Source organism: Sphingomonas sp. HITSZ_GF, from assembly GCF_029543155.1.
Taxonomy (GTDB): Bacteria; Pseudomonadota; Alphaproteobacteria; order Sphingomonadales; family Sphingomonadaceae; genus Sphingomonas.
This window is the reverse complement of sequence record NZ_JARQXA010000004.1, coordinates 1-20048: the sequence shown is the minus strand read 5'-3', so window position 1 is coordinate 20048 and position 20048 is coordinate 1. Positions and strand designations below refer to the sequence as shown.

Genomic DNA, 20048 nt, shown 5'->3' with positions numbered 1-20048 from the left:
CTGCAAATCCTCCCCAGCTTGCTGGGGAGGATTCTAGGCTATTCAGCCGCGACGGCTTCCGCGGCATCGTCGTTGAGCGGCATCGGCAGGCGGGTCAGCATTTCCTTCGGCACCACCTGCCAGAAGCTGCCCAGCGCGCGGTCCCAGTCCTCGAGCAGGCCGGCCGCCCATTTGCTGTCAGTCGCGGCGACATGCGCCTCGACCATCCCGCGCAGCTTGGCTTCCCAATGCGCCGAGGACAGGCGCTGCCAGACGATACTCTCCGGATTGGCCTTGGCCGAGAAGCTGGCGTCCTCGTCATAGACGAAGGCCATGCCGCCGGTCATGCCGGCGCCGAAGTTCATGCCGACCTGGCCGAGCAGCACCGCGGTGCCGCCGGTCATGTACTCGCAGCCATTGGCGCCGCAGCCCTCGACCACCACTTCGGCACCCGAGTTGCGCACCGCGAAGCGCTCGCCCGCCTGGCCGGCGGCGAACAGCTTGCCGCTGGTCGCGCCGTACAGCACGGTGTTGCCGATGATCGTGTTCTTCCAGCTCTCGACCGGCGAGCTGACCAGCGGACGCACCACGATGGTGCCCCCCGACAGGCCCTTGCCGACATAGTCGTTGCTGTCGCCGAACACTTCGAGCGTGATGCCCTTGCACAGGAAGGCGCCGAGCGACTGGCCGGCCGAACCGCGCAGGCGGACATGGACATGCCCGTCGTTGAGCGACGACATGCCGAACTTGCGCGTCACCTCGCTCGACAGCCGCGTGCCCACCGCGCGGTGGGTGTTCCGGACATTGTACGTCAGCTGCATCTTCTCGCCGCGCGCGAAGACCGGGGCGGCGTCCTTGATCATCTGCGCGTCGAGGCTGTCGGGCACTTCGTTGCGGAAGGTCGACAGGCTGAAGCGACGCTCGGCATCGTCGGCGTCGACCTTGGCGAGGATCGGGTTGAGATCGAGATCGTCGAGATGCTCGGCGCCGCGGCTGACCTGGCGGAGCAGCTCGGTGCGACCGATCACTTCGTCGAGGCTCTTGAAGCCCAATCGCGCCAGAATCTCGCGAACTTCCTCGGCGATGAAGGTCATCAGGTTGATGACCTTCTCCGGCGTGCCGACGAACTTGGCGCGCAGCTTCTCGTCCTGGGTGCAGACGCCCACCGGGCAGGTGTTCGAGTGGCACTGGCGGACCATGATGCAGCCCATCGCGACCAGCGACAGCGTACCGATGCCGAATTCCTCGGCGCCGAGGATCGCGGCGACGACGATGTCGCGCCCGGTCTTGAGGCCGCCATCGGTGCGCAGCTTCACGCGGCCGCGCAGGCCGTTGAGCGTCAGCGTCTGGTTGACCTCGGTCAGGCCCATTTCCCAGGGCGTGCCGGCGTACTTCACCGAAGTCTGCGGCGAGGCGCCGGTGCCGCCGACATGGCCGGCGACTAGGATGACGTCGGCATGCGCCTTGGCCACACCCGCGGCAACCGTGCCGATGCCGGCCGAGCTGACCAGCTTGACGCAGACGCGGGCACGCGGGTTGATCATCTTCAGATCGTAGATGAGCTGCGCCAGGTCCTCGATCGAATAGATGTCGTGGTGCGGCGGCGGCGAGATCAGCGTCACGCCCGGCGTCGCATGGCGCAGCTTGGCGATGAACTCGGTGACCTTGAAGCCGGGCAGCTGGCCACCCTCGCCGGGCTTGGCGCCCTGCGCGACCTTGATCTCGATCTCGTCGCAGGCGTTGAGATATTCGGCGGTAACGCCGAACCGGCCCGATGCGATCTGCTTGATCGTCGAGTTGGCATTGTCGCCATTCTCGTACGGCGTGTAACGCGCCTTGTCCTCGCCGCCTTCGCCCGACACCGCCTTGGCGCCGATGCGGTTCATTGCGATCGCCAGCGTCTCGTGCGCCTCGGGGCTGAGCGCGCCGAGCGACATGCCCGGCGTGACGAAACGCTTGCGGATCTCGGTGATCGCCTCGACCTGGTCGATCTGGATGCCCTGGTCGGGGAAATTGAATTCGAGCAGGTCGCGCAGATAGACCGGCGGCAGATCGCGCACGCCGCGCGAGAAGGCCATGTAGGACGAGTAGCTGTCGGTCGACACCGCCGTCTGCAGCAGGTGCATCAGCTGCGCCGAATAGGCATGGGTCTCGCCGCCATGGCGCTGGCGATAGAAGCCGCCGATCGGCAAGGTCGCGACGCCGCGGTCATAGGCCGCCTGATGACGCATCATCGCCGAGAGGTGGAGCGAGGCATAGCCTTCCCCCGAGATCTTGGCGGGCATGCCGGGGAACAGGTCGTTGACCAGCGCGCGCGACAGGCCGACCGCCTCGAAATTATAGCCGCCGCGATAGGAGGAGATCACCGCGATCCCCATCTTCGACATGATCTTCAGCAGCCCCTCGTCGATCGCCTTGCGGTGGCGCTTGAGGCATTCTTCCAGGCCGATCTCGCCGAACAGGCCGCGGCCATGGCGATCGGCGATCGCCGCCTCGGTCAGATAGGCGTTCACCGTGGTCGCGCCGACGCCGATCAGCACCGCGTAATAGTGCGTGTCCAGGCATTCCGCCGACCGGATATTGACCGACGCATAGGAGCGCAGCCCCCGGCGGACGAGATGCGTATGCACCGCCGCCGCCGCCAGCACGCCGGCGATTGCGGCGCGTTCGGCCGAGACATGCTCGTCGGTGAGGAACAGCTCGGTGCAGCCGGCGCGGACCGCCTGCTCCGCCTCGTAGCGGATGCGCTTGATCGCCTCGCGCAGATCCTCCGCCGAGCCGCTGGCCGGGAAGGTGCAGTCGATCTCGGCGGACTGGCTGCGGAAATGCGCGCGCAGCCGATCCCAGTCGCCGTTGGTCAGCACCGGGCTGTCGAGCACTAGCACGCGCGACGCGCCGCCCTCGGTATCGAGGATGTTGGCGAGGTTCCCGAAGCGCGTCTTGAGCGTCATCACCTGGCGCTCGCGCAGGCTGTCGATCGGCGGGTTGGTGACCTGCGAGAAATTCTGGCGGAAGAACTGGCTGATCAGCCGCGGCTTGTCCGAGATCACCGCGAGCGGGGTGTCGTCGCCCATCGAGCCGACCGCTTCCTTGGCAGTCTCGACCATGGGGGCGAGGATCAGTTCCATGTCCTCGAGCGTCTGGCCGGCCGCGACCTGGCGGCGGGTCAGTTCGGCGCGATCGAAGCGCAGCGCCACCGCGTCCGTCTCGGGCAGGTCTGCAACGGTCATGAACTCGCCGATCATCCCGGCATAGTCATGCTCGCCGGCAACCTGGTCCTTGATCTCGCGGTCGCAGAGCAGCACGCCGCGATCGAGATCGACCGCGATCATCTGGCCCGGGCCCATCCGGCCCTTGGCGACCACGGTCGATTCGGGAATCTGGACCATGCCGGTCTCGGAACCGACAATGAGAAGGCCATCGGAAGTCTGGGTATAGCGCAGCGGGCGCAGCGCGTTGCGATCGACGCCCGCTACGGCCCAGCGGCCATCGGTCATCGCCAGCGCGGCCGGGCCGTCCCACGGCTCCATCACCGAGGCGAGATACTTGTACATGTCGGTATGCGACTGCGGGATCTCGTCGCTGTCCTGCCAGGCCTCAGGCACCAGCATCAGCTTGGCCGTCGGCGCGTCGCGGCCCGAGCGGCAGATCGCCTCGAACACTGCGTCGAGCGCGGCGGTGTCCGATGCGCCCGCCGGGATCACCGGCTTGATGTCTTCCGAGCGCTCGCCGAACGCGATGCTCGCCATCTTGATCTCGTGGCTGCGCATCCAGTTCTTGTTGCCGCGGATCGTGTTGATCTCGCCATTATGCGCCAGGCAGCGGAACGGCTGCGCTAGCCACCATTGCGGGAAGGTGTTGGTCGAATAGCGCTGGTGGAAGATCGCCACACGGCTGGTGAAGCGCTCGTCCCTCAGATCCGGATAGAAGTCCGACAGCGATTCCGCGAGGAACAGCCCCTTGTAGATGATCGAGCGGGTCGATAGCGAGCAGATGTAGAAGCCGTTGATCTGCGCGGCGATCACGGCTTTCTCGATCCGACGACGGACCAGATAGAGCTCCTTTTCGAACTCGGCGGCATCCATCGCATCCGGATGCGGACCTGCGATCATGATCTGCTCGATCTCGGGGCGCGTCGCCTGCGCCTTCATGCCGATCACCGACACGTCGACCGGCACCTGGCGCCAGCCATAGATGGTGTAGCCCGCCTCGATGATCTCGCTCTCGACGATCGTGCGGCAGGCCTCCTGCGCGCCCAGATCGGTGCGCGGCAGGAAGACCATGCCCACGGCCAGCCGGTTGGGCAGGACGCGGTGGCCGCCTGCGGAGATGGCATCGTCGAAGAAGCGCACAGGCAGGTCGACATGCAGCCCGGCACCGTCACCGGTCTTGCCGTCGGCATCCACGGCGCCGCGGTGCCACACCGCCTTCAGCGCGTCGATCGCCGACTGAACGACGCGGCGCGAGGGCTGGCCATCGGTCGCGGCAACCATGCCGACACCGCAGGCGTCCCCCTCGAACTCGGGACGGTACATGCCCTCGCGGGCCATCCGTTCGCGTTCGTCCAGCTTCATTCTCACTTACTCCAGGTCCGGTCGCTCAAGACGCGTCGTCTTCGAGCTTTTCGGGATCGACGCCGAGCAGGTCGGCGAGCTTCTTGCGTTCGAGGGGGGAGAGGTCGTCCATCTTGCGCACCGGCGGCAGGTCCGCCGTGGCTTCCTCCGCGCGCTGCATCAGCACGGGCATGGCAGACATCATCTCCGGCATCATCTCGGTCATCGCCTTGGTCATTTCGGGACCCATGGCGATCGCCAGCGACTGGGCGGCATAATGCGCGCCTGCCGGCGTAGCGAAATAGCGATCGAGGTCGGTGAGCTCCTCGACCGTGAACTCGCGGGCATAGGCCTGGGCCAGCGCCTTGCGGACGATCGGCTCCACCTTGACCATCACGTCGCCCATGCCGGTGCCGAATGCCTGCATCATCCGCTTCTGGCGCTCGCGCCAGGCCGGATCATAGATCTCCATGATCTCGCGGAGCTTCACATCCCCGAGTGCCTTGGCCTCGGCCTGGCTGAGTCCGCCCAGCTTGGCGACCTCGCCGACGGGCATCTCGCCGACCTGGCCGAAGATCTGGTCGGTCATCTCGCCGAAGACCGTCGCGAACATCTTCTTGTAAACGCCCTCGGGCACCAGCTTGAAGACGACGCGCTGCGCTACCGCCAGCCGGGCCGGATCGGCCGGTGCAGCGACTGGTTTCACGGGCGCGCTCGGTATCACCACCACCGGGGGCGGAGCCTTGGCATCGCTTTGCGCATGCGCAGCGCCGATCCCGGCGAAGAGCAGCGCCGTCGCTGCAACGAGTTGGCGGCGCATCACTTGGTGCCTTTCCGTGCGAGATAGTCGGCAGTCAGCTTCACGGCCATCGCCTTCATCTTGTCGCGGTTCTCGGCGACCAGCTTCTCGGCCCAGGCCTTGCTGGCGGCAGAGATCTTCGGGTTGAGCGTGCCCATCTTCTGCGCGGCCGGGCTAGCGCCGAACGCCATCAGCGCCGGATAGTCCTCCGCCGTCATCTTCGCCATCACCGAGGCGATCGCCGCCTGCTGGACCTCTTGCGGAGACTGGCCCGGCGCGCTGCCCATCGTCTCATAGACTTCTGTGCGCACCTTCTGGCCGGTAGGGCTGTTGAAGAAGGTGAGCGTGTCGACGATCTCCGCCGCGGTCATCTCCTGCTGGAGGATGCCGCCGAGCTGGGTACGCAGCGAAGGCAGCGCCGCGATCAGGATCGCAGTGAACTGGCTGCGCAGCTGACCGCCCACCTGCTCGCGCAGACCCGGATTGGCGTCGAAATTCGCCTTCATCTGGGAGTCGGCCGCGAGCTGCTGGTCCATGCCGGCATCAAAGGCCTTGCCGGCCAGGCGGCTGATCGCATCCTCGGGCGCCATCAGCGCGACGAGCTTGTCGATATTGGCGTCGGGCATGGGCGCTGCGACCGGCGCGGCGGCATGTGCCACGGCCGGCGCCAGCGCTGCGGCACTCAGCATCAGGGCAGTCAGGAACGGCTTCATCGGGATCGACAACCTTCTCAAGCAGCCCGAGCCGCATCGGCGCGGGCGCGCATCCAGGCATGCATGTTCGCCGCCACGTCGCGGCCGTCGCGAATCGCCCAGACCACCAGACTCGCGCCGCGGACAATATCGCCCGCCGCGAAAACGCCGTCGAGGCTGGTCATCATCGTGCGGCCGTCGGTGCGCAGCGTGCCCCAGCGGGTGACGCCAAGCTCGGCGGCGCCGAACAGGCGGGGCAGGTCCTCGGGCTCGAAGCCGAGTGCCTTGATCACGAGATCGGCCTGGAGCTGGAAAGCGCCACCGGGATCGAGCTCGGGGGCGCGGCGCCCGCTCGCATCGGGGGCGCCCAGCCGCATGCGCGTGGCGCGCACGCCGGTGACCTTGTCGCCGCCGTCGAAGGCCTCCGGCGCCGACAGCCAGACGAACTCGACGCCTTCCTCTTCGGCATTGGCGGTCTCGCGCTGCGAGCCCGGCATGTTGGCGCGGTCGCGGCGATAGAGGCACTTCACCGAAGCGGCACCCTGGCGCACCGCGGTGCGCACGCAGTCCATCGCGGTGTCGCCGCCGCCGATCACCACGACATGCTTGCCACTGGCATCGAGGCTGCCGTCGTCGAACGCCGGCACCGCATCGCCAAAGCCCTTGCGGTTCGACGCGGTGAGATAGTCGAGCGCTTCGACCACGCCCTGTGCACCGACGCCGGGCGCCTGGATGCCGCGTGCCTTGTAAACCCCGGTCGAGATCAGGATCGATGTGTGGCGCTTGCGCAGATCATCGAGGCTCGCCTCGCGGCCGACTTCGAAGCCCTGGTGGAAGACGATGCCGCCTTCCTCGAGTCGCGCGATGCGGCGCATGACGATCTGCTTCTCGAGCTTGAAGCCCGGGATGCCGTAGGTGAGCAGGCCGCCGGCACGATCGTGCCGGTCATAGACATGCACGTCATAGCCATAGCCGCGCAGATATTCGGCGGCGGCGAGGCCGGCCGGCCCGGCACCGATGATGCCCACCGACTGGCCGCGCGCCGGGCCGACCGCTACCGGCTCGACCCAGCCCTCTTCCCATGCGGTATCGGTGATGAACTTCTCGACCGAGCCGATGGTGACGGCGCCGTGACCCGAGAATTCGATGACGCAATTGCCCTCGCACAGCCGGTCCTGCGGGCAGATGCGGCCGCAGATCTCGGGCATGGTCGAGGTGCTGTTCGACAGCTGATAAGCTTCGCGCAGCCGCCCTTCGGCGGTCAGGCGCAGCCAGTCCGGAATATGGTTGTGAAGCGGGCAGTGCACCGAGCAATAGGGGACGCCGCACTGCGAGCAGCGGCTCGCCTGTTCCTCGGCCGTCGGCACCGCATAGCGATCCGCGATCTCGCGGAAATCTTCCGCACGCAGCTCTGCCTCACGCTTGCCCGGATAAGCCTGCGCCGTTCCCACGAATTTGAGCATCGTTTCCGCCATGCCGGGCGCCTAACCCCGCAAGCCAGTCAATAAAAGGCAGCAACACTGACCTTTATAGTGTTTTCCGGCTTAAATCGCGCAAAATTGAAAGATTATTACGCGCATTTGCGGCCGATCCGGACCTACCGCATCGAAAGCCAGATGATTGCGCCGAGGCCGGCAACGATTCGGTACCAGGCGAACGGTGCGAATCCGTGCTTGGAGACGATGCCGACGAACCATTTGATCACAAACACCGCGACGATGAACGCCGTGACGAAGCCGATGCCGATCTCGTCCCAGCCCACTCGGCCCGAGGCGATCGCATCATGGTTCTTCGCGAGTTCGAGCACCGTCGCGCCGAGCATCGTCGGGATAGCGAGGAAGAAGCTGAACTCGGCGGCGGTGCGCCGCTCGACGCCCAGGCTGAGCGCACCCATGATCGTCGCGCCCGATCGGCTGACGCCCGGGATCATCGCGATGCACTGGATGAAGCCGATGCCGATCGTGCGCACCAGCGGGATCTCGGCAATGCCGTGGATCGTCGCATTCTTCACCAGCCGTTCGATTACCAGGATGGCAATGCCGCCGATCACCAGCGCCCAGGCGACCACCATCGGCTCGCCGAGCAGCGCCTCGATATGCTTGTGCAGCGCCAGGCCAATCACCGCCGCCGGGATGAAGGCGATCAGCAGGTTGCGCACGAAGCGGATCGAGACCGGGTTCAGCTTGATCAGCCCCTCTGCAACCGCCCAGAAGGTCCGCCAGTAGAGCACCACGACCGCCAGGATCGCGCCGAGCTGGATGACGACGTTGAACATCCCCCAGGTTGCGGAATCATAGCCCATCAGCTCGGAAGCGAGGATCAGGTGGCCGGTCGATGAGACGGGCAGGAATTCGGTGATCCCCTCGACAATGCCGAGGAGGATCGCGACCAGGGTTTCGCTCATGCTGGGCTAGGCTCCGATGCGCCGATGGCGCGAAAAGGCGGTCAGGCGGCGAGCTTGCCGAAGCGGCCGTGGCGGCGATAGCGCACCAGCCAGGCGGGCGCGGCGCTCGCCAGCGGCGTCGGCGTGATGCCGAGCGCGGCGAGGCCGGGCGCATCGCCCGCGACATTGTCGGCCTGGAGCATCCGCCACTGATCGCGCGTGATCGGCGTGCCCGGCAGCGCCGCGATCAGCGCGCCGATCGGATCGGGCAGCTCGGTGAAGGCAGGCTTGTGGCCGGTGGCCTTGGCGAGCCACTGGAACAGCCCGGCCATGGTCAGTGTGTCCGGGCCGGCCAGCGCATAGGTCTTGCCGCCATGCGCGTCAGGATCGGCGAGCGCGGCGACAACTGCCTTGGCGACATCGACGACATAGACCGGCTGGAAGCGCACATCGGCGCGCAGCACCGGCACGACCGGGCCCGAGCCGACCAGCGCGGCGAAGCGATTGGTGAACTGGTCTTCGCGCCCGAAGATGAAGGACGGGCGCAGGATGGTCGCGGACGGGAAGGTGCCGCGCACCGCTGCCTCGCCTGCCGCCTTTGAACGGCCATAGGCCGAAGCGGACTCGCGCTCGGCGCCGAGTGCGGAGAAATGAACGAGCGACTCGACACCGGCCGCCTTGGCAGCTGCGGCGACGGTGCGAGCGCCTTCGGCGTTGACGCCGTCGAAATTGCCCTTGAGCACGCCGACCAGGTTGACCACCGCATCGGCACCGGCAACCGCCGCGGCGATCGTCTCGGGCTGGGTTACGTCGGCGGCGACGAACTGGGTCTGGCCGAGATTGCCGAGCGGCTTGAGGAACCAGGCATCGCGCGGGCGGCGCTGGGCGATCCGCACGCGGGCGCCGGCTGCGAGCAGCTCCTGGGCGACATAGCGGCCGACGAAACCGCCGCCGCCAATCAACACGATGAGTTTGTCCTTCATGCCCTTGATCCCGGTACTGAACCTGCCTGCCGGCCGAGCCTTCTCCCATGCCGCGCGGCGCGCGGGGAGGCAAGCGCGGATGGCCGTGCCGGGCTAGTTGGCCAGGATCTGGTGGCTGCGCAGCCAGGCGAGGAAGAGATCGGGCCATTGGCCGACCAGGCTGCCGGGTTTGCCCGCCCCCCAGCTGTGGCCGCCCTTTTCGAAGACGTGCATCTCCACCGGCCGCCCGGCTGCGCGCATCGCCGCGAACATGCGCAGCGAATGCTCGACATTGGCGATCGGATCGTCGGCGGCATGGGCGAGGAAGACCGGCGGCGTAGCGGCGTCGACCTGTGCTTCCACCGAATAGAAGTCGCGATAGTCGGGAAGGACCGAAAGCTTCTTGCGCGTCTGGGTGGTGTCGATCGGCGGGCGCATCGAGACGACCGGATAGATCATCGCGGCAAAGGCCGGGACGGCGTTCTGCTTGTCCGCCTCGTCCGCCGGGGGATAGAAATCATGCGCGCCGCGTGTCGCCATCATGCCGGCGAGGTGCCCGCCGGCGGACATGCCGACCACGCCGATACGGCCCGCATCGAGGTTCCAGCGCTTGGCGCCGGCTTTCAGCAGGCGCAGCGTGCGTTGCGCGTCCTGGAAAGGCGCATCGGCGTTCCAGCCGTCGCCGGGCAGGCGGTAATAGAGGATCACCGGCGTGATGCCGGCCGCCGCCAGCTTGGCCGCGACGTCCTTGGCCGAGCCGATCTGGATGCGGAAATAGCCGCCGCCACCCAGGATCAGCGCGGCCGCGCCATTGGGATGTTTCGGCCGATAGACTTCGTAGCGCGGCTCCGAGATGTTCGACCAGGAGCCGGTCTGCCCGCCTTCGTTGCCGACCTTCTCCGGCCCCTGCGGCTTGCCGAAGCCGGGCGGCTTGCCTGGCCACACCGCATAGACTTCCGGCTTGCCGAGCCCGTCCTGGGCGAAAACAGGACTGGCCGCGCTGAAAAGCGCGGCCAGGAGGGAGAAGAGGAAGAAACGACGCATCATCAGATCAGAACCTCTTGCCGATCGTCATGTAGAGATAGCGGCCATAGGGGCTGTAGAGCGAGCCCAGATAGCCGTCGGCGGTGATCGGGGGCTGCTTGTCGAAGATGTTGCGCGCGCCGATGCGGATACGCGTGTCATCGAGGATACCGCCCTTGAAGCGATACTGGGTGTAGAGGTTGAAGGTCACCTGGCCCTCGAGCTTGTACGGGTTGCCGTTCGCGTCGAGGAAATTGGTGTCATAGACGGTGCCGATATAGTTGGCGAAGGCGCCGACCTGCCAGCCGCTCTTGGACCAGGTCAGCGAGCCGGTGACGCGCCACTTGGGCTTGCCGCGGTCCTCGATCAGGTCGCTCGCATCGGTGAGCGGGGTCGCAGCGTTGATCTGCCCGGCCGCGCGCGCATCGAACAGCGCCTGCACCGCCGGCGGCGTGTCGCGCGAGAACTTGGTCAGCCGCGCGCCGTTCAGCGCGAGGTCGAACTTACCGATGCTAGTGCGGACATTGTAGAGCAGCGCCAGATCGATGCCCTGCACCGTCTGCGGCAGCAGGTTGACGAACTGGTCGTTGATCCGCGTGACCGCGCCCGCCGTCGCCAGGCCGGTGCCGGCGAAGACCGGGGTATCGTCCGCGGTCGCCGCGGCACGGATCACGTTGGGGTTGCTCGAGCCCTGCAGGCGCAGCAGATAATCGAGCACCAGCGCGTTCTGCGCGCCGAACTGGCCGACGATGCCGGTCTGCTTGATCGACCAGAAATCGGCGGTGAGCGTCAGTCGCCCGGCCTTTTCGGGGATGAACTTGGGCTGGAGCACTGTGCCCAGCGTCCAGCTGGTGCTGCTCTCCGGCTTCAGGTCCGGATTGCCGCTGACGAAGATCGCATAGCTGATGCCGCGCGAGCAGGCACCATAGCTGGCGATGCGCCCGGCGCGCAGATCGGCCTCACAGCGATAATAATCGGTGTTCGAGTTGAGGCGCGAATAGGCGACCGTGTTGGTCTGTTCGAGGTTCGGCGCGCGGAAGCCCTGCGACCAGGAGCCGCGGATGCGGATGCCGTCGATCAGGTCCCAGGCTGCCGCAACCTTGGGCTTCGCCACCGATCCGAAGTCGCTGTAATGCTCGTAGCGTCCGGCCAGCTGGACATCGAGGCGATGGACCAGCGGGATGTGCATGTCGGGCGAGACCACCGGCACGGCGAGCTCGGCAAAGGCCGAGAAGACGGTGCGTGCACCCTTGGTGCTCGGCGTCGGGCTGACCGCGGCGACGTTCGACAAGTTGGTCTCGCCGGTCACCATGTCGACAAAGCCGATCTCGCCGTTGAGATTGGGATCGCGGTCGTCGCGCTGCGTCTCGCGCCGCGCCTCGACGCCGAAGGCGATACCGAGATTGCCGCCCGGCAGCGCGAGCAGCCGTGCGTTCGACATCTTGAAATCGGCGAGCGCGAGCGTGGTCTTCGAACGGCGCTTCAGATCGAACTGGAACGAATCGATCGTGGTCGCCGATGCCGGCGAGCAGTCGCCCAGGCTCGGCGTCGCGTTGCAGCCGCCGCTGAACGGATTGTACGCCTCGGGCGTCGACAGCGCGAGGTTCTGCTGCAGCTTGGTCATGTTGATGGCGTTGGAGACGTCGGTCGCCTGCGCCTCGGAATAGAGGATCGCGCTGTCGAAATCGAAGGTGCCGATCTCGCCCTTCAGCCCGCCCAGGAAGCGCGACTGCCAGTTGGTGACGTTCACCGTCTGGTTGCCGGCATCGACGAAGCGATAGGTGGAAAGGCGCACCGCCAGGCCGGAGGCGGGCACGTTGGTGAGGTTGGGGATGCGGTTGGGGTTGGCGACGCCGTTGATCGTCGTCGCGCCGAACGGGTTCCAATAGTTGGAGGCCGGGATCACGATCGAATTGAGATTGATCGTCGGCGGCTGGATGCGCGTGGTCTCTGCATAATAGAAGCCGGCCTCGCCATAGACGGTCAGCTTGTCCGAGATGTCGTAATGCGCGCTGGCGAAGCTGTTGTAGCGATCGATGCTCGGCGAAACCGTGGTTCCCGCGCGCGTGTCGAAGCGCTCGGAGCGCAGCGTCGACGCCGTGGCGCGGGTGCCGCTGCCCAGGCAGGTATCGGCGTTGAGCGTGACCAGACAGCCGGCATTGCCGATCGACTGGGTGTGGAAGGCGCCCGCCGACGAGGTCAGCGCCTGGTTGCCCGGGCTGCGGCGGATCGTGCCGGGACCGTTCACCACCGCAAGGTTCGCCCAGGGCGACTGGGTGGCGCGCCCGTCCGCAGTCAAATTGCCGGCATAGGCAGGGTCGTCGGCGAAGAAGGACATGAGATTGTCCGTCGCCGTATAGGGCTGGTCCTCGGCCAGCTGCGCGGTGCGGTGGGTATAGTCGAGGTACAGCGACACGTTGCCGCGGCCATCGGCGAAGTCGTCGCCCACCGTGCCCGTCACCTGGAACTCGCGGCGATGCGTGCCTTCGGCCCCGCCATAGCGGAAATCGAGCGAGCCGCCGTCGATATCGGTCTTGGTGACGGTATTGACCACGCCGGCGACCGCATCCGAGCCATAGATGGCGGCAGCGCCGTCGCGCAGGATCTCGAGCCTCTGGATACCGGCGACCGGCAGCGAATTGGCGTTGTAGCCGAGCACCGGCACGTTGCCGTCGCCGGCCTGGCTGGTCGGGTGGTTGACCAGACGGCGGCCGTTGAGCAGCACCAGCGTGTTGCCCACGCCCAGGTTGCGCAGGTTGATCGAATTGACGTCGCCGCGCGCCGCATTGCTGGTCTGCGGGTTGTTCGCTTCGTTGAAGGTCACGTCGCCCGCCTGGGGGATCGAGCGGAACAGCTCGTCGCCCGAAAGCGCGCCGGACGCATCGATCTGGTTGGCGTCGATCACCGAAACGGGGAGGGCTGCCGTGGTGCTGGCACCGCGGATCTGGGTGCCGACCACGACGATCTCGTCGGTCTTCTCGGTCGCTTCCGGCGCGGCCGGAACTTCCTGCGGGGCCGGAGCCGCCGCTTCCTGCGCCTGCGCCGCCTGTGCGAGCATCAGCACGCCCAGCGCGCTGCCCGCACTCAAGGCGATCCGCCGATATCCCTTCTTCATGCCCTCTCTCCCTGTTCCATTTGTTCTAGGTCTTGTGATCTTGCGATTGCGCGCCCGTTCAGCGCGGCATCCAGCGCGGCGCGATCGAGCTTGTTTTCCCAGCGCGCGACGACGATCGCCGCCACCGCGTTGCCGACGAAATTGGTAAGGCTGCGGCACTCGCTCATGAAGCGATCGACGCCCAGGATCAGCGTCATCCCCGCCACCGGCACGCTCGGCACGATCGACAGCGTCGCCGCCAGCGTGATGAAGCCGGCGCCGGTCACGCCCGCCGCGCCCTTGGAGCTGAGCATCGAGACGAGGACGAGCAGGATCTGCTCGCCCCAGCTCAGATGCACGCCGCATGCCTGCGCGATGAACAGCGCCGCCAGCGTCATGTAGATGTTGGTGCCGTCGAGATTGAACGAATAGCCGGTCGGCACGACCAGGCCGACCACGCCCTTTTCGCAGCCGGCACCTTCCAGCTTGGCGATCAGGCTGGGTAGCGCCGCTTCGGACGAGGACGTACCGAGCACCAGCAGCAGCTCCGCCTTCAGATAGGCAAGCAGGCGCAGGATCGAGAAGCCGTGCAGCCGCGCGACGGTGCCCAGCACCACCAGCACGAAGAAGAGCGAGGTCGCATAGAAGGTGGCGACCAGCGTGCCCAGGTTGATCAGGCTGGCCGCGCCGTACTTGCCGATGGTGAAGGCCATCGCGCCGAACGCGCCGATCGGCGCGACGCGCATCAGGATGCCGACGACGCGGAAGACGATCAGCGCGAGCCGCTCGACGAAATCGAGCACCGGCTCGGCGGGCTTGCCGACCAGCACCATCGCAATGCCGAACAGCACCGCGACGAACAGCGTCTGCAGGATCGAGCCTTCGGTGAGCGCCGATACCAGCGTCGTCGGGATGATCGACATCAGGAAGCCGACCACCGTCGTCTCGTGCGCCTGATGCGCATAACCGGCGACCGCGCCGGCATCGAGCGTACGCGGATCGATGTTCATGCCCGCGCCGGGCTGGACGACATTGGCGACGATCAGGCCGATGATCAGCGCCAGCGTCGAGAAGAACAGGAAATAGCCGAACGCCTTGGCGGCGACGCGGCCGACCGAGCCCAGCTCGCGCATGCCCGCAATGCCGCTGACCACGGTGAGGAAGATCACCGGCGCGATCACCATCTTCACCAGCTTGATGAAGCCTTCGCCGAGCGGCTTGAGCGCCTCGCCCGTGGCCGGCCAGAAATGGCCGATCGTCACGCCCAGCGCGATCGCCACGAGCACCTGGAAATAGAGGTGCCGGTAAAACGGCTTGCGCGCAGCCATGGGCTGCCCGTCGGGGATCGACTGGATGATCATACTCTCCTCTGTCGCGCCGGGTTGGCGCGCAGCCTCTTGTATTGGGGCCTTGGGCGTGCACCTTATTCCTCTCGCCGGGCGCCTGCAGCCTTTCGGATTTGTCGGGATAAGTATTTGAGTTACCGAGATTTCATTCGAAACAGCCGGTGCCGCCCCATGCGAAATCGTGTGGATTTTCGCCCAGCACTCCGGCAAAATGTGCGATAATCCGCACAAATGAGCCCCGCCGCCTCTCTTCGCCGCCAGCGCCTGCTCCTCGCCGCGATCACGCTCGCGGCGATCCTGCTGCTCGCCTGGGCGGGCAGCCGCTGGGCGATGGGCCAGGCACGCATGTCCGCCGACGCGGTTGCGCAGCAGACGGCACGCGCGCATGTCGGGCTGCTCAATTCGGAGCTGCAGAAGTTCCGCCTGCTGCCGCTGGTGCTCAGCGAGAATCCCGAGATCGCCCCGGCGCTGCGCGGCGGCGATCCGGCGGCGCAACGCGGGCTCAACGCCACGCTGGAGCTGCTCGCCAATCGCACCGATGCCGCTGTGATCTATGTCATCGATCGCCAGGGCCGCACCGTCGCCGCCAGCAACTGGCGGCTGCCGACCAGCTTCGTCGGCCAGGTCTATGGCTTCCGCCCCTATTTCCGCGACGCGATGGAGCGCGGCGCATCGGAGCTGTTCGCGCTGGGCACGGTGAGCGGGCGGCCCGGCCTGTATCTCGCGCGCCGGGTCGATCGCGGCGGCCAGGCGCTCGGCGTGGTGGTGGTGAAGGTCGAGTTCGACGATGTCGAGGCGGCCTGGGCGCGCGCGCCCGGCATCACCATCGTCACCGACGCGCATGGCGTGATCCTGGTCACTTCGATCCCGGGCTGGCGCTTCCAGGCGACACGCGCGCTCGATGCGGCGACGCTGGCCGATGCGCGGCGCACGCTGCAATTCGGCCCGCGCCCGCCCCGGCGCGCGCCGGTCGCGATCGACGGCGTGCAGGCGAGCGTCGACAGCGGCGGCAAGGCGCAGCGCTACCGCGCCGCCGCCGAGCCGGCGCCGCTGGCGGGCGCGCATCTGATCCATCTGGCGCCGCTGGAGCCGCCGCTCGCCGCTGCGCGCACCCAGGCGCTGCTGATCGCACTGGCGATCCTGCTCGCCGCCGGCATGTTTGCCGGCTTTGCGCTGCGCTCGGCGGAGAAGCGCCGGCTGCAGCGCCACCACCAGGCGCGGCTCGAAGCCGAAGTCGAGCGCCGCACGGCGGAGCTGCGCGAAGCCAATGCCGCGCTGATCGTCGAATCCGAGGAGCGGCTCGAAGCCGATCGCCGCTACCGCGCCGCGCGCGAGGAGCTGGCCCAGGCGAGCCGGCTCGGCTCGCTCGGCCAGATCACCGCCGGCGTGGCGCATGAGATCAACCAGCCGGTCGCGGCGATCCGCACCTTTGCCGAGAATGCCGCGACTTTTCTCGAACGCGCCGCCCCCGACAAGGCCGGCGCCAATCTCAGGCAGATCGTCTCGCTCACCGAGCGGATCGGTACGATCACCGCCGAGCTCCGCGCCTTTGCCCGGCGCAAGACCCCGGCGGAAGGCACCGCCGAGATCGGCGCGGTGCTCGACGGCACGCTGCTGCTGCTCGGCGAGCGCGCGCGCGGCGTGGTGACGCTCAAGGTCGCCAGGGGGCTGCGCGCCGTCAGCGTGCGCGGCGATCGCATCCGGCTCGAGCAGATCCTGATCAACCTGCTCCAGAACGCGCTCGATGCGGTGCAGGGCGGCGGCGAGCCGCGCATCCTGGTCGAGGGGTGGCGCGAAGGCGAAGTCGCGCGGCTGTCGGTGATCGACAATGGCCCCGGCGTCGCGCCGGAGATCGCCGACACGCTGTTCTCCCCCTTCACCTCCGCCAAATCGGGCGGGCTCGGGCTCGGCCTCGGCATTGCGCGCGACATCGCCCGCGAGTTCGGCGGCGACATCCTCCACGCGCCAAGCCCCGGCGGCGGCGCGACCTTCCATCTCCTGCTGAAGACGGCCTGATGCTTACGCCCGACAATGCCCGCGTGATGTTCGTCGAGGATGACGAGCAGCTTCGCCTCGCCATGGTGCAGACGCTCGAGCTGGCCGGGCTCGACGTCCTGCCCTTCGACCGGGCAGCCCCGGCACTGGCGCGGCTCTCGCCCGATTTCCCCGGCGTCATCGTCTCCGACATCCGCATGCCGGGAATGGACGGACTTGAGCTGCTCGCCCGGGTGCAGGCGACCGACAGCGACATTCCGGTGATCCTGGTGACGGGGCATGGCGATGTGCCGATGGCAGTGTCGGCGCTGCATGACGGCGCGTTCGACTTCCTCGCCAAGCCCTTCGCCGCCGATCGGCTGCTCGTCGCGATCCGCCGCGCGCTCGATCGGCGCGCGCTGGTGATGGAGAATCGCCGTCTGCGCGCCGCCGCCGCGGCGACGGCGCAGGAGCAGAGCCCGCTGATCGGCGAGAGCCCGCCGATGGTGCGGCTTCGCGCGACGATCGACCAGCTCGCCGAGACCGATGTCGACATCCTGGTCGAAGGCGAGACCGGTACCGGCAAGGAGCTGGTCGCGCGGCTGCTCCATCGCCGCGGGCGCCGGCGCGGCAGGCCCTTCGTCGCGGTCAATTGCGCGGCGCTGACCGAGGGAATCGCCGAGATGGAACTGTTCGGCCATGCGGCGGACAGCGTTCCCCACACGCGGCTCTCGCGCGTCGGGCGGATCGCCTCGTCGAGCGGCGGGACCCTGTTGCTGGACGAGATCGATTCGATGCCGCTGGCGATGCAGGCGCGGCTGCTGCGCGTGCTCGAGGAGCGCGAAGTGCAGCCGATCGGGGCCGAATATCCGGAATCGGTCGATCTGCGCATCATCGCGACGGCCAAGGCCGATGTGGCGACGGCGGTGGCGGAGGGCCGCTTCCGCGCCGATCTCTACTACCGGCTCGCGGCGATGCGGCTGCGCGTGCCGGCGCTGCGCGAATGCGGCAGCGATGCCTTCCTGCTGTTCGCCGCCTTTGTCGAGGAAGCCAAGCAGCAGCTCGGGGTGAGCGAGATCGCGCTCGATCCGGCGGTGCACGCGCGGCTCGCCAGCCATGACTGGCCGGGCAATGTCCGCGAGCTGAAGAACTTTGCCTTCGAGGTCACGGCGGGGCGCAGCTTCGCCGAGCTGCCCGAAGCGGATGGCCGGCTCGATCTGCCGACCCGGCTGGCGCGGTTCGAGGAGAGCCTGATCCGTGAGGCGCTGGTCCGCAGCGACGGCCGCGTGTCGCGCGCGCTGGTCCAGCTCGGAGTGCCGCGCAAGACGCTGTACGACAAGATCGCCCGGCTCGGCATTGATCTCGCCGAGATCAAGCGCTCTCGGCGCTGAAGGGGGCTCAGCTCGATCGGGTCGGGTCGGTCATCGGATCGAGCTCGCGCGGGTCGGGCGTGCGGGCGATCGGCAGCGAGCTGGTCTGGCGCTCGATCCGGCGATGGATCATCGGCTCGGTTCCCGGCATCCACAGCGCGTGCAGGGCCTCGCTATTCGCCATATCGGCGTTTGTACGCCGCTCATTGTGCCGAACATAATCAAGCCAGGTCGCGAAATCGAATCGTTCCACCCACAACACCCCCTCCGCCAAATCGCGGCTGAGCGCCCAGTTGCGCGCGCCGTCGCGCCGGCGGATGCGGCGACGTTCGTGCATCACGGTGAGGAAGGCGGCGATGTCGTTCTCGGCAATGCGATGCTCCACCGTGATCACGATCGGGCCGCTGCGAGCCTCGACCGGCACCGCGGTCCGCGGCTCGATCCAGGTATCGCGCGGATCCAGGTTTAGATCGCTGATCGCCGGCAGCGGCAGCAGGAAGCCTGCGACCACGCTCAGCAGCTGCAGCAGGCCGGCGGCCAGCAGCGCGATTGCAACGCCGTGGTGGCTGGCCACGGCGCCGAACAGCCAGCTACCGCCTGCCATGCCGCCAAAGGCCGCCATCTGATAGAGCGCGATCACGCGCGCGACGACCCAGCGCGGCGAAGCCATCTGCACGCTGACGTTGAAGGTAGAGAGCGCAAGCACCCAGCCCGCGCCCGCGGCCGCGAGCCCGAGCAGGGCCAGCGCCATCGCGCCGGTCGCCGTCGCAGCCGCGCCCGCGGCAAGGGCGATCGAGGCGGCCCGAACGATGCCCTCGGTCGTCAGAAGGTGGCGCATCCGGCGACTGAGCAGCGCCCCGCCGACCGCGCCCAGGCCGAAGGCGCCGAGCAGCGCACCATAGACCAGCGGGCCCCCGCCGATCAGATCGCGCGCGACCAGCGGCATCAGCGCCTGCAGCGCGCTCGCGGCGAGACCGAACAGCGTCGCCCGGCCCAGCACGGTGCGGATCTGCGGCGACAGCCCGACATAGCGAATGCCCGCCATCATCGCGACGCCCAGCCGCTCGCGCGGCAGCTTGCGCGGCGGCAGCTCGGGCCGCCAGCGCTTGAGCACCACGATCAAGCCGACATAGCTCAGCGCGTTGACGAGAAAGGCAGCCGCCGCTCCGGCGACGGCGACGATTACGCCACCCAGCGCAGGGCCGAGGCTGCGCGCGATGTTGAAGCCCATGCTGTTATAGGCCACCGCGCTCGGCAGCAGCGGCCGCGGCACCATGTCGCCGACCGAGGCCTGCCAGGCCGGCCCGTTGATCGCGGTGCCGCAGCCGATCAGGAAGGTGAAGGCGAGCAGCAGCCAGGGTGTGACCAGCCCGAACCATGCGGCGGCGGCAAGGATCGCCGAAACGAGCAGCATGAAGCTCTGCGCGGCGAGCAGCACACGCCGCCGATCGAGATTGTCGGCGATCGCGCCCGCCCAGAGCGCGAGCAACATGATCGGCAGGCTGGTCGATGCCTGGACGAGCGCGACCATCTGCGCCGAGGCGCCGAGCCCGGCCATCATCCAGGACGCGCCGACCGACTGGATCAGGCTGCCGAAATTGGAACACAGGCTGGCGATCCAGACTGCGCGGTAGAGTTTCAGTCGAAAGGGGGAATTGGGTTCGGTGGTCATCAGCAGTCCAATGCGATACTGCCGTAGTCGATCCCGAAACAAGATGGCGAAAGCGCCGCAGCCCGCTTTGCGCGGTTCAGCCGGCGGCTTTTAGGCACTAAAAATCCCCGCGAGCTTGTTTGCTTGCGGGGTTGTTGGTTGCGGGAGTAGGATTTGAACCTACGACCTTCAGGTTATGAGCCTGACGAGCTACCGGGCTGC

General features: G+C 67.5%; 12 protein-coding genes. 2 read left to right on the top strand and 10 right to left on the bottom strand.

Annotation, left to right across the window (positions count from 1 at the left end; all coding sequences use genetic code 11):
* Window positions 1–38: 38 nt before the first annotated feature.
* The 9 genes from gltB to P6144_RS11810 all read right to left on the bottom strand — a co-directional run bounded on the left by gltB (window position 39) and on the right by P6144_RS11810 (window position 14846).
* Window positions 39–4553 carry a glutamate synthase large subunit gene (gltB, locus tag P6144_RS11850; RefSeq protein ID WP_277767977.1) on the bottom strand — a complete coding sequence of 1505 codons (4515 nt, stop codon included), beginning with the start codon at window positions 4551–4553 and terminating at the stop codon, window positions 39–41.
* A gap of 25 nt (window positions 4554–4578) precedes the next feature.
* Window positions 4579–5352, bottom strand: coding sequence for a DUF2059 domain-containing protein (locus P6144_RS11845; RefSeq protein ID WP_277767976.1), 774 nt, complete (start codon window positions 5350–5352; stop codon window positions 4579–4581).
* On the bottom strand, window positions 5352–6020 hold the full coding sequence (locus tag P6144_RS11840; protein ID WP_277767975.1) for a DUF2059 domain-containing protein: 669 nt from the start codon (window positions 6018–6020) through the stop codon (window positions 5352–5354). The genes P6144_RS11845 and P6144_RS11840 overlap by 1 nt, the downstream gene beginning before the upstream one ends.
* A gap of 41 nt (window positions 6021–6061) precedes the next feature.
* Window positions 6062–7498, bottom strand: a complete 1437-nt coding sequence (locus tag P6144_RS11835) for an NAD(P)-dependent oxidoreductase (RefSeq protein WP_277767974.1) — start codon at window positions 7496–7498, stop codon at window positions 6062–6064.
* Window positions 7499–7620: 122 nt separating this feature from the next.
* Complete coding sequence (locus P6144_RS11830) at window positions 7621–8427, bottom strand: undecaprenyl-diphosphate phosphatase (RefSeq protein WP_277767973.1); 807 nt, start codon at window positions 8425–8427, stop codon at window positions 7621–7623.
* Window positions 8428–8468: 41 nt separating this feature from the next.
* The gene (locus P6144_RS11825) at window positions 8469–9389 is read right to left on the bottom strand and encodes a complex I NDUFA9 subunit family protein (protein WP_277767972.1); all 921 of its coding nucleotides are present in this window, start codon (window positions 9387–9389) and stop codon (window positions 8469–8471) included.
* 93 nt (window positions 9390–9482) lie between these two features.
* Complete coding sequence (locus P6144_RS11820; protein WP_277767971.1) at window positions 9483–10415, bottom strand: alpha/beta hydrolase; 933 nt, start codon at window positions 10413–10415, stop codon at window positions 9483–9485.
* A 4-nt stretch (window positions 10416–10419) separates the two neighbouring features.
* The gene (locus P6144_RS11815) at window positions 10420–13506 is read right to left on the bottom strand and encodes a TonB-dependent receptor (RefSeq protein ID WP_277767970.1); all 3087 of its coding nucleotides are present in this window, start codon (window positions 13504–13506) and stop codon (window positions 10420–10422) included.
* Window positions 13503–14846 (bottom strand): dicarboxylate/amino acid:cation symporter, encoded by a 1344-nt coding sequence (locus tag P6144_RS11810; protein ID WP_277767969.1) that lies wholly within the window; start codon window positions 14844–14846, stop codon window positions 13503–13505. Before P6144_RS11810 ends, P6144_RS11815 begins: the two co-directional genes overlap by 4 nt.
* A 216-nt stretch (window positions 14847–15062) precedes the next feature.
* On the opposite strand from P6144_RS11810, the gene P6144_RS11805 reads away from it, so the two are divergent.
* Window positions 15063–16847: an ATP-binding protein gene (locus tag P6144_RS11805; protein WP_277767968.1), complete on the top strand. Its 1785-nt coding sequence runs from the start codon at window positions 15063–15065 to the stop codon at window positions 16845–16847.
* The gene (locus P6144_RS11800) at window positions 16847–18196 is read left to right on the top strand and encodes a sigma-54 dependent transcriptional regulator (protein WP_277767967.1); all 1350 of its coding nucleotides are present in this window, start codon (window positions 16847–16849) and stop codon (window positions 18194–18196) included. Before P6144_RS11805 ends, P6144_RS11800 begins: the two co-directional genes overlap by 1 nt.
* Before the next feature lie 7 nt (window positions 18197–18203).
* Here P6144_RS11800 and P6144_RS11795 read toward each other — a convergent pair whose 3' ends face one another.
* On the bottom strand, window positions 18204–19847 hold the full coding sequence (locus P6144_RS11795; RefSeq protein ID WP_277767966.1) for an MFS transporter: 1644 nt from the start codon (window positions 19845–19847) through the stop codon (window positions 18204–18206).
* Window positions 19848–20048: the final 201 nt, after the last annotated feature.

Bases quoted from the DNA above. Each gene is read 5' to 3' on its own strand.
- P6144_RS11815 (WP_277767970.1), bottom strand. From the start codon at position 13,506: ATGAAGAAGGGATATCGGCGGATCGCCTTGAGTGCGGGCAGCGCGCTG.
- P6144_RS11805 (WP_277767968.1), top strand. From the start codon at position 15,063: ATGAGCCCCGCCGCCTCTCTTCGCCGCCAGCGCCTGCTCCTCGCCGCG.
- P6144_RS11820 (WP_277767971.1), bottom strand. From the start codon at position 10,415: ATGATGCGTCGTTTCTTCCTCTTCTCCCTCCTGGCCGCGCTTTTCAGC.
- gltB (WP_277767977.1), bottom strand. From the start codon at position 4,553: ATGAAGCTGGACGAACGCGAACGGATGGCCCGCGAGGGCATGTACCGT.
- P6144_RS11840 (WP_277767975.1), bottom strand. From the start codon at position 6,020: ATGCTGAGTGCCGCAGCGCTGGCGCCGGCCGTGGCACATGCCGCCGCG.
- P6144_RS11795 (WP_277767966.1), bottom strand. From the start codon at position 19,847: ATGACCACCGAACCCAATTCCCCCTTTCGACTGAAACTCTACCGCGCA.
- P6144_RS11845 (WP_277767976.1), bottom strand. From the start codon at position 5,352: ATGCGCCGCCAACTCGTTGCAGCGACGGCGCTGCTCTTCGCCGGGATC.
- P6144_RS11825 (WP_277767972.1), bottom strand. From the start codon at position 9,389: ATGAAGGACAAACTCATCGTGTTGATTGGCGGCGGCGGTTTCGTCGGC.
- P6144_RS11800 (WP_277767967.1), top strand. From the start codon at position 16,847: ATGCTTACGCCCGACAATGCCCGCGTGATGTTCGTCGAGGATGACGAG.
- P6144_RS11835 (WP_277767974.1), bottom strand. From the start codon at position 7,498: ATGGCGGAAACGATGCTCAAATTCGTGGGAACGGCGCAGGCTTATCCG.
- P6144_RS11810 (WP_277767969.1), bottom strand. From the start codon at position 14,846: ATGATCATCCAGTCGATCCCCGACGGGCAGCCCATGGCTGCGCGCAAG.
- P6144_RS11830 (WP_277767973.1), bottom strand. From the start codon at position 8,427: ATGAGCGAAACCCTGGTCGCGATCCTCCTCGGCATTGTCGAGGGGATC.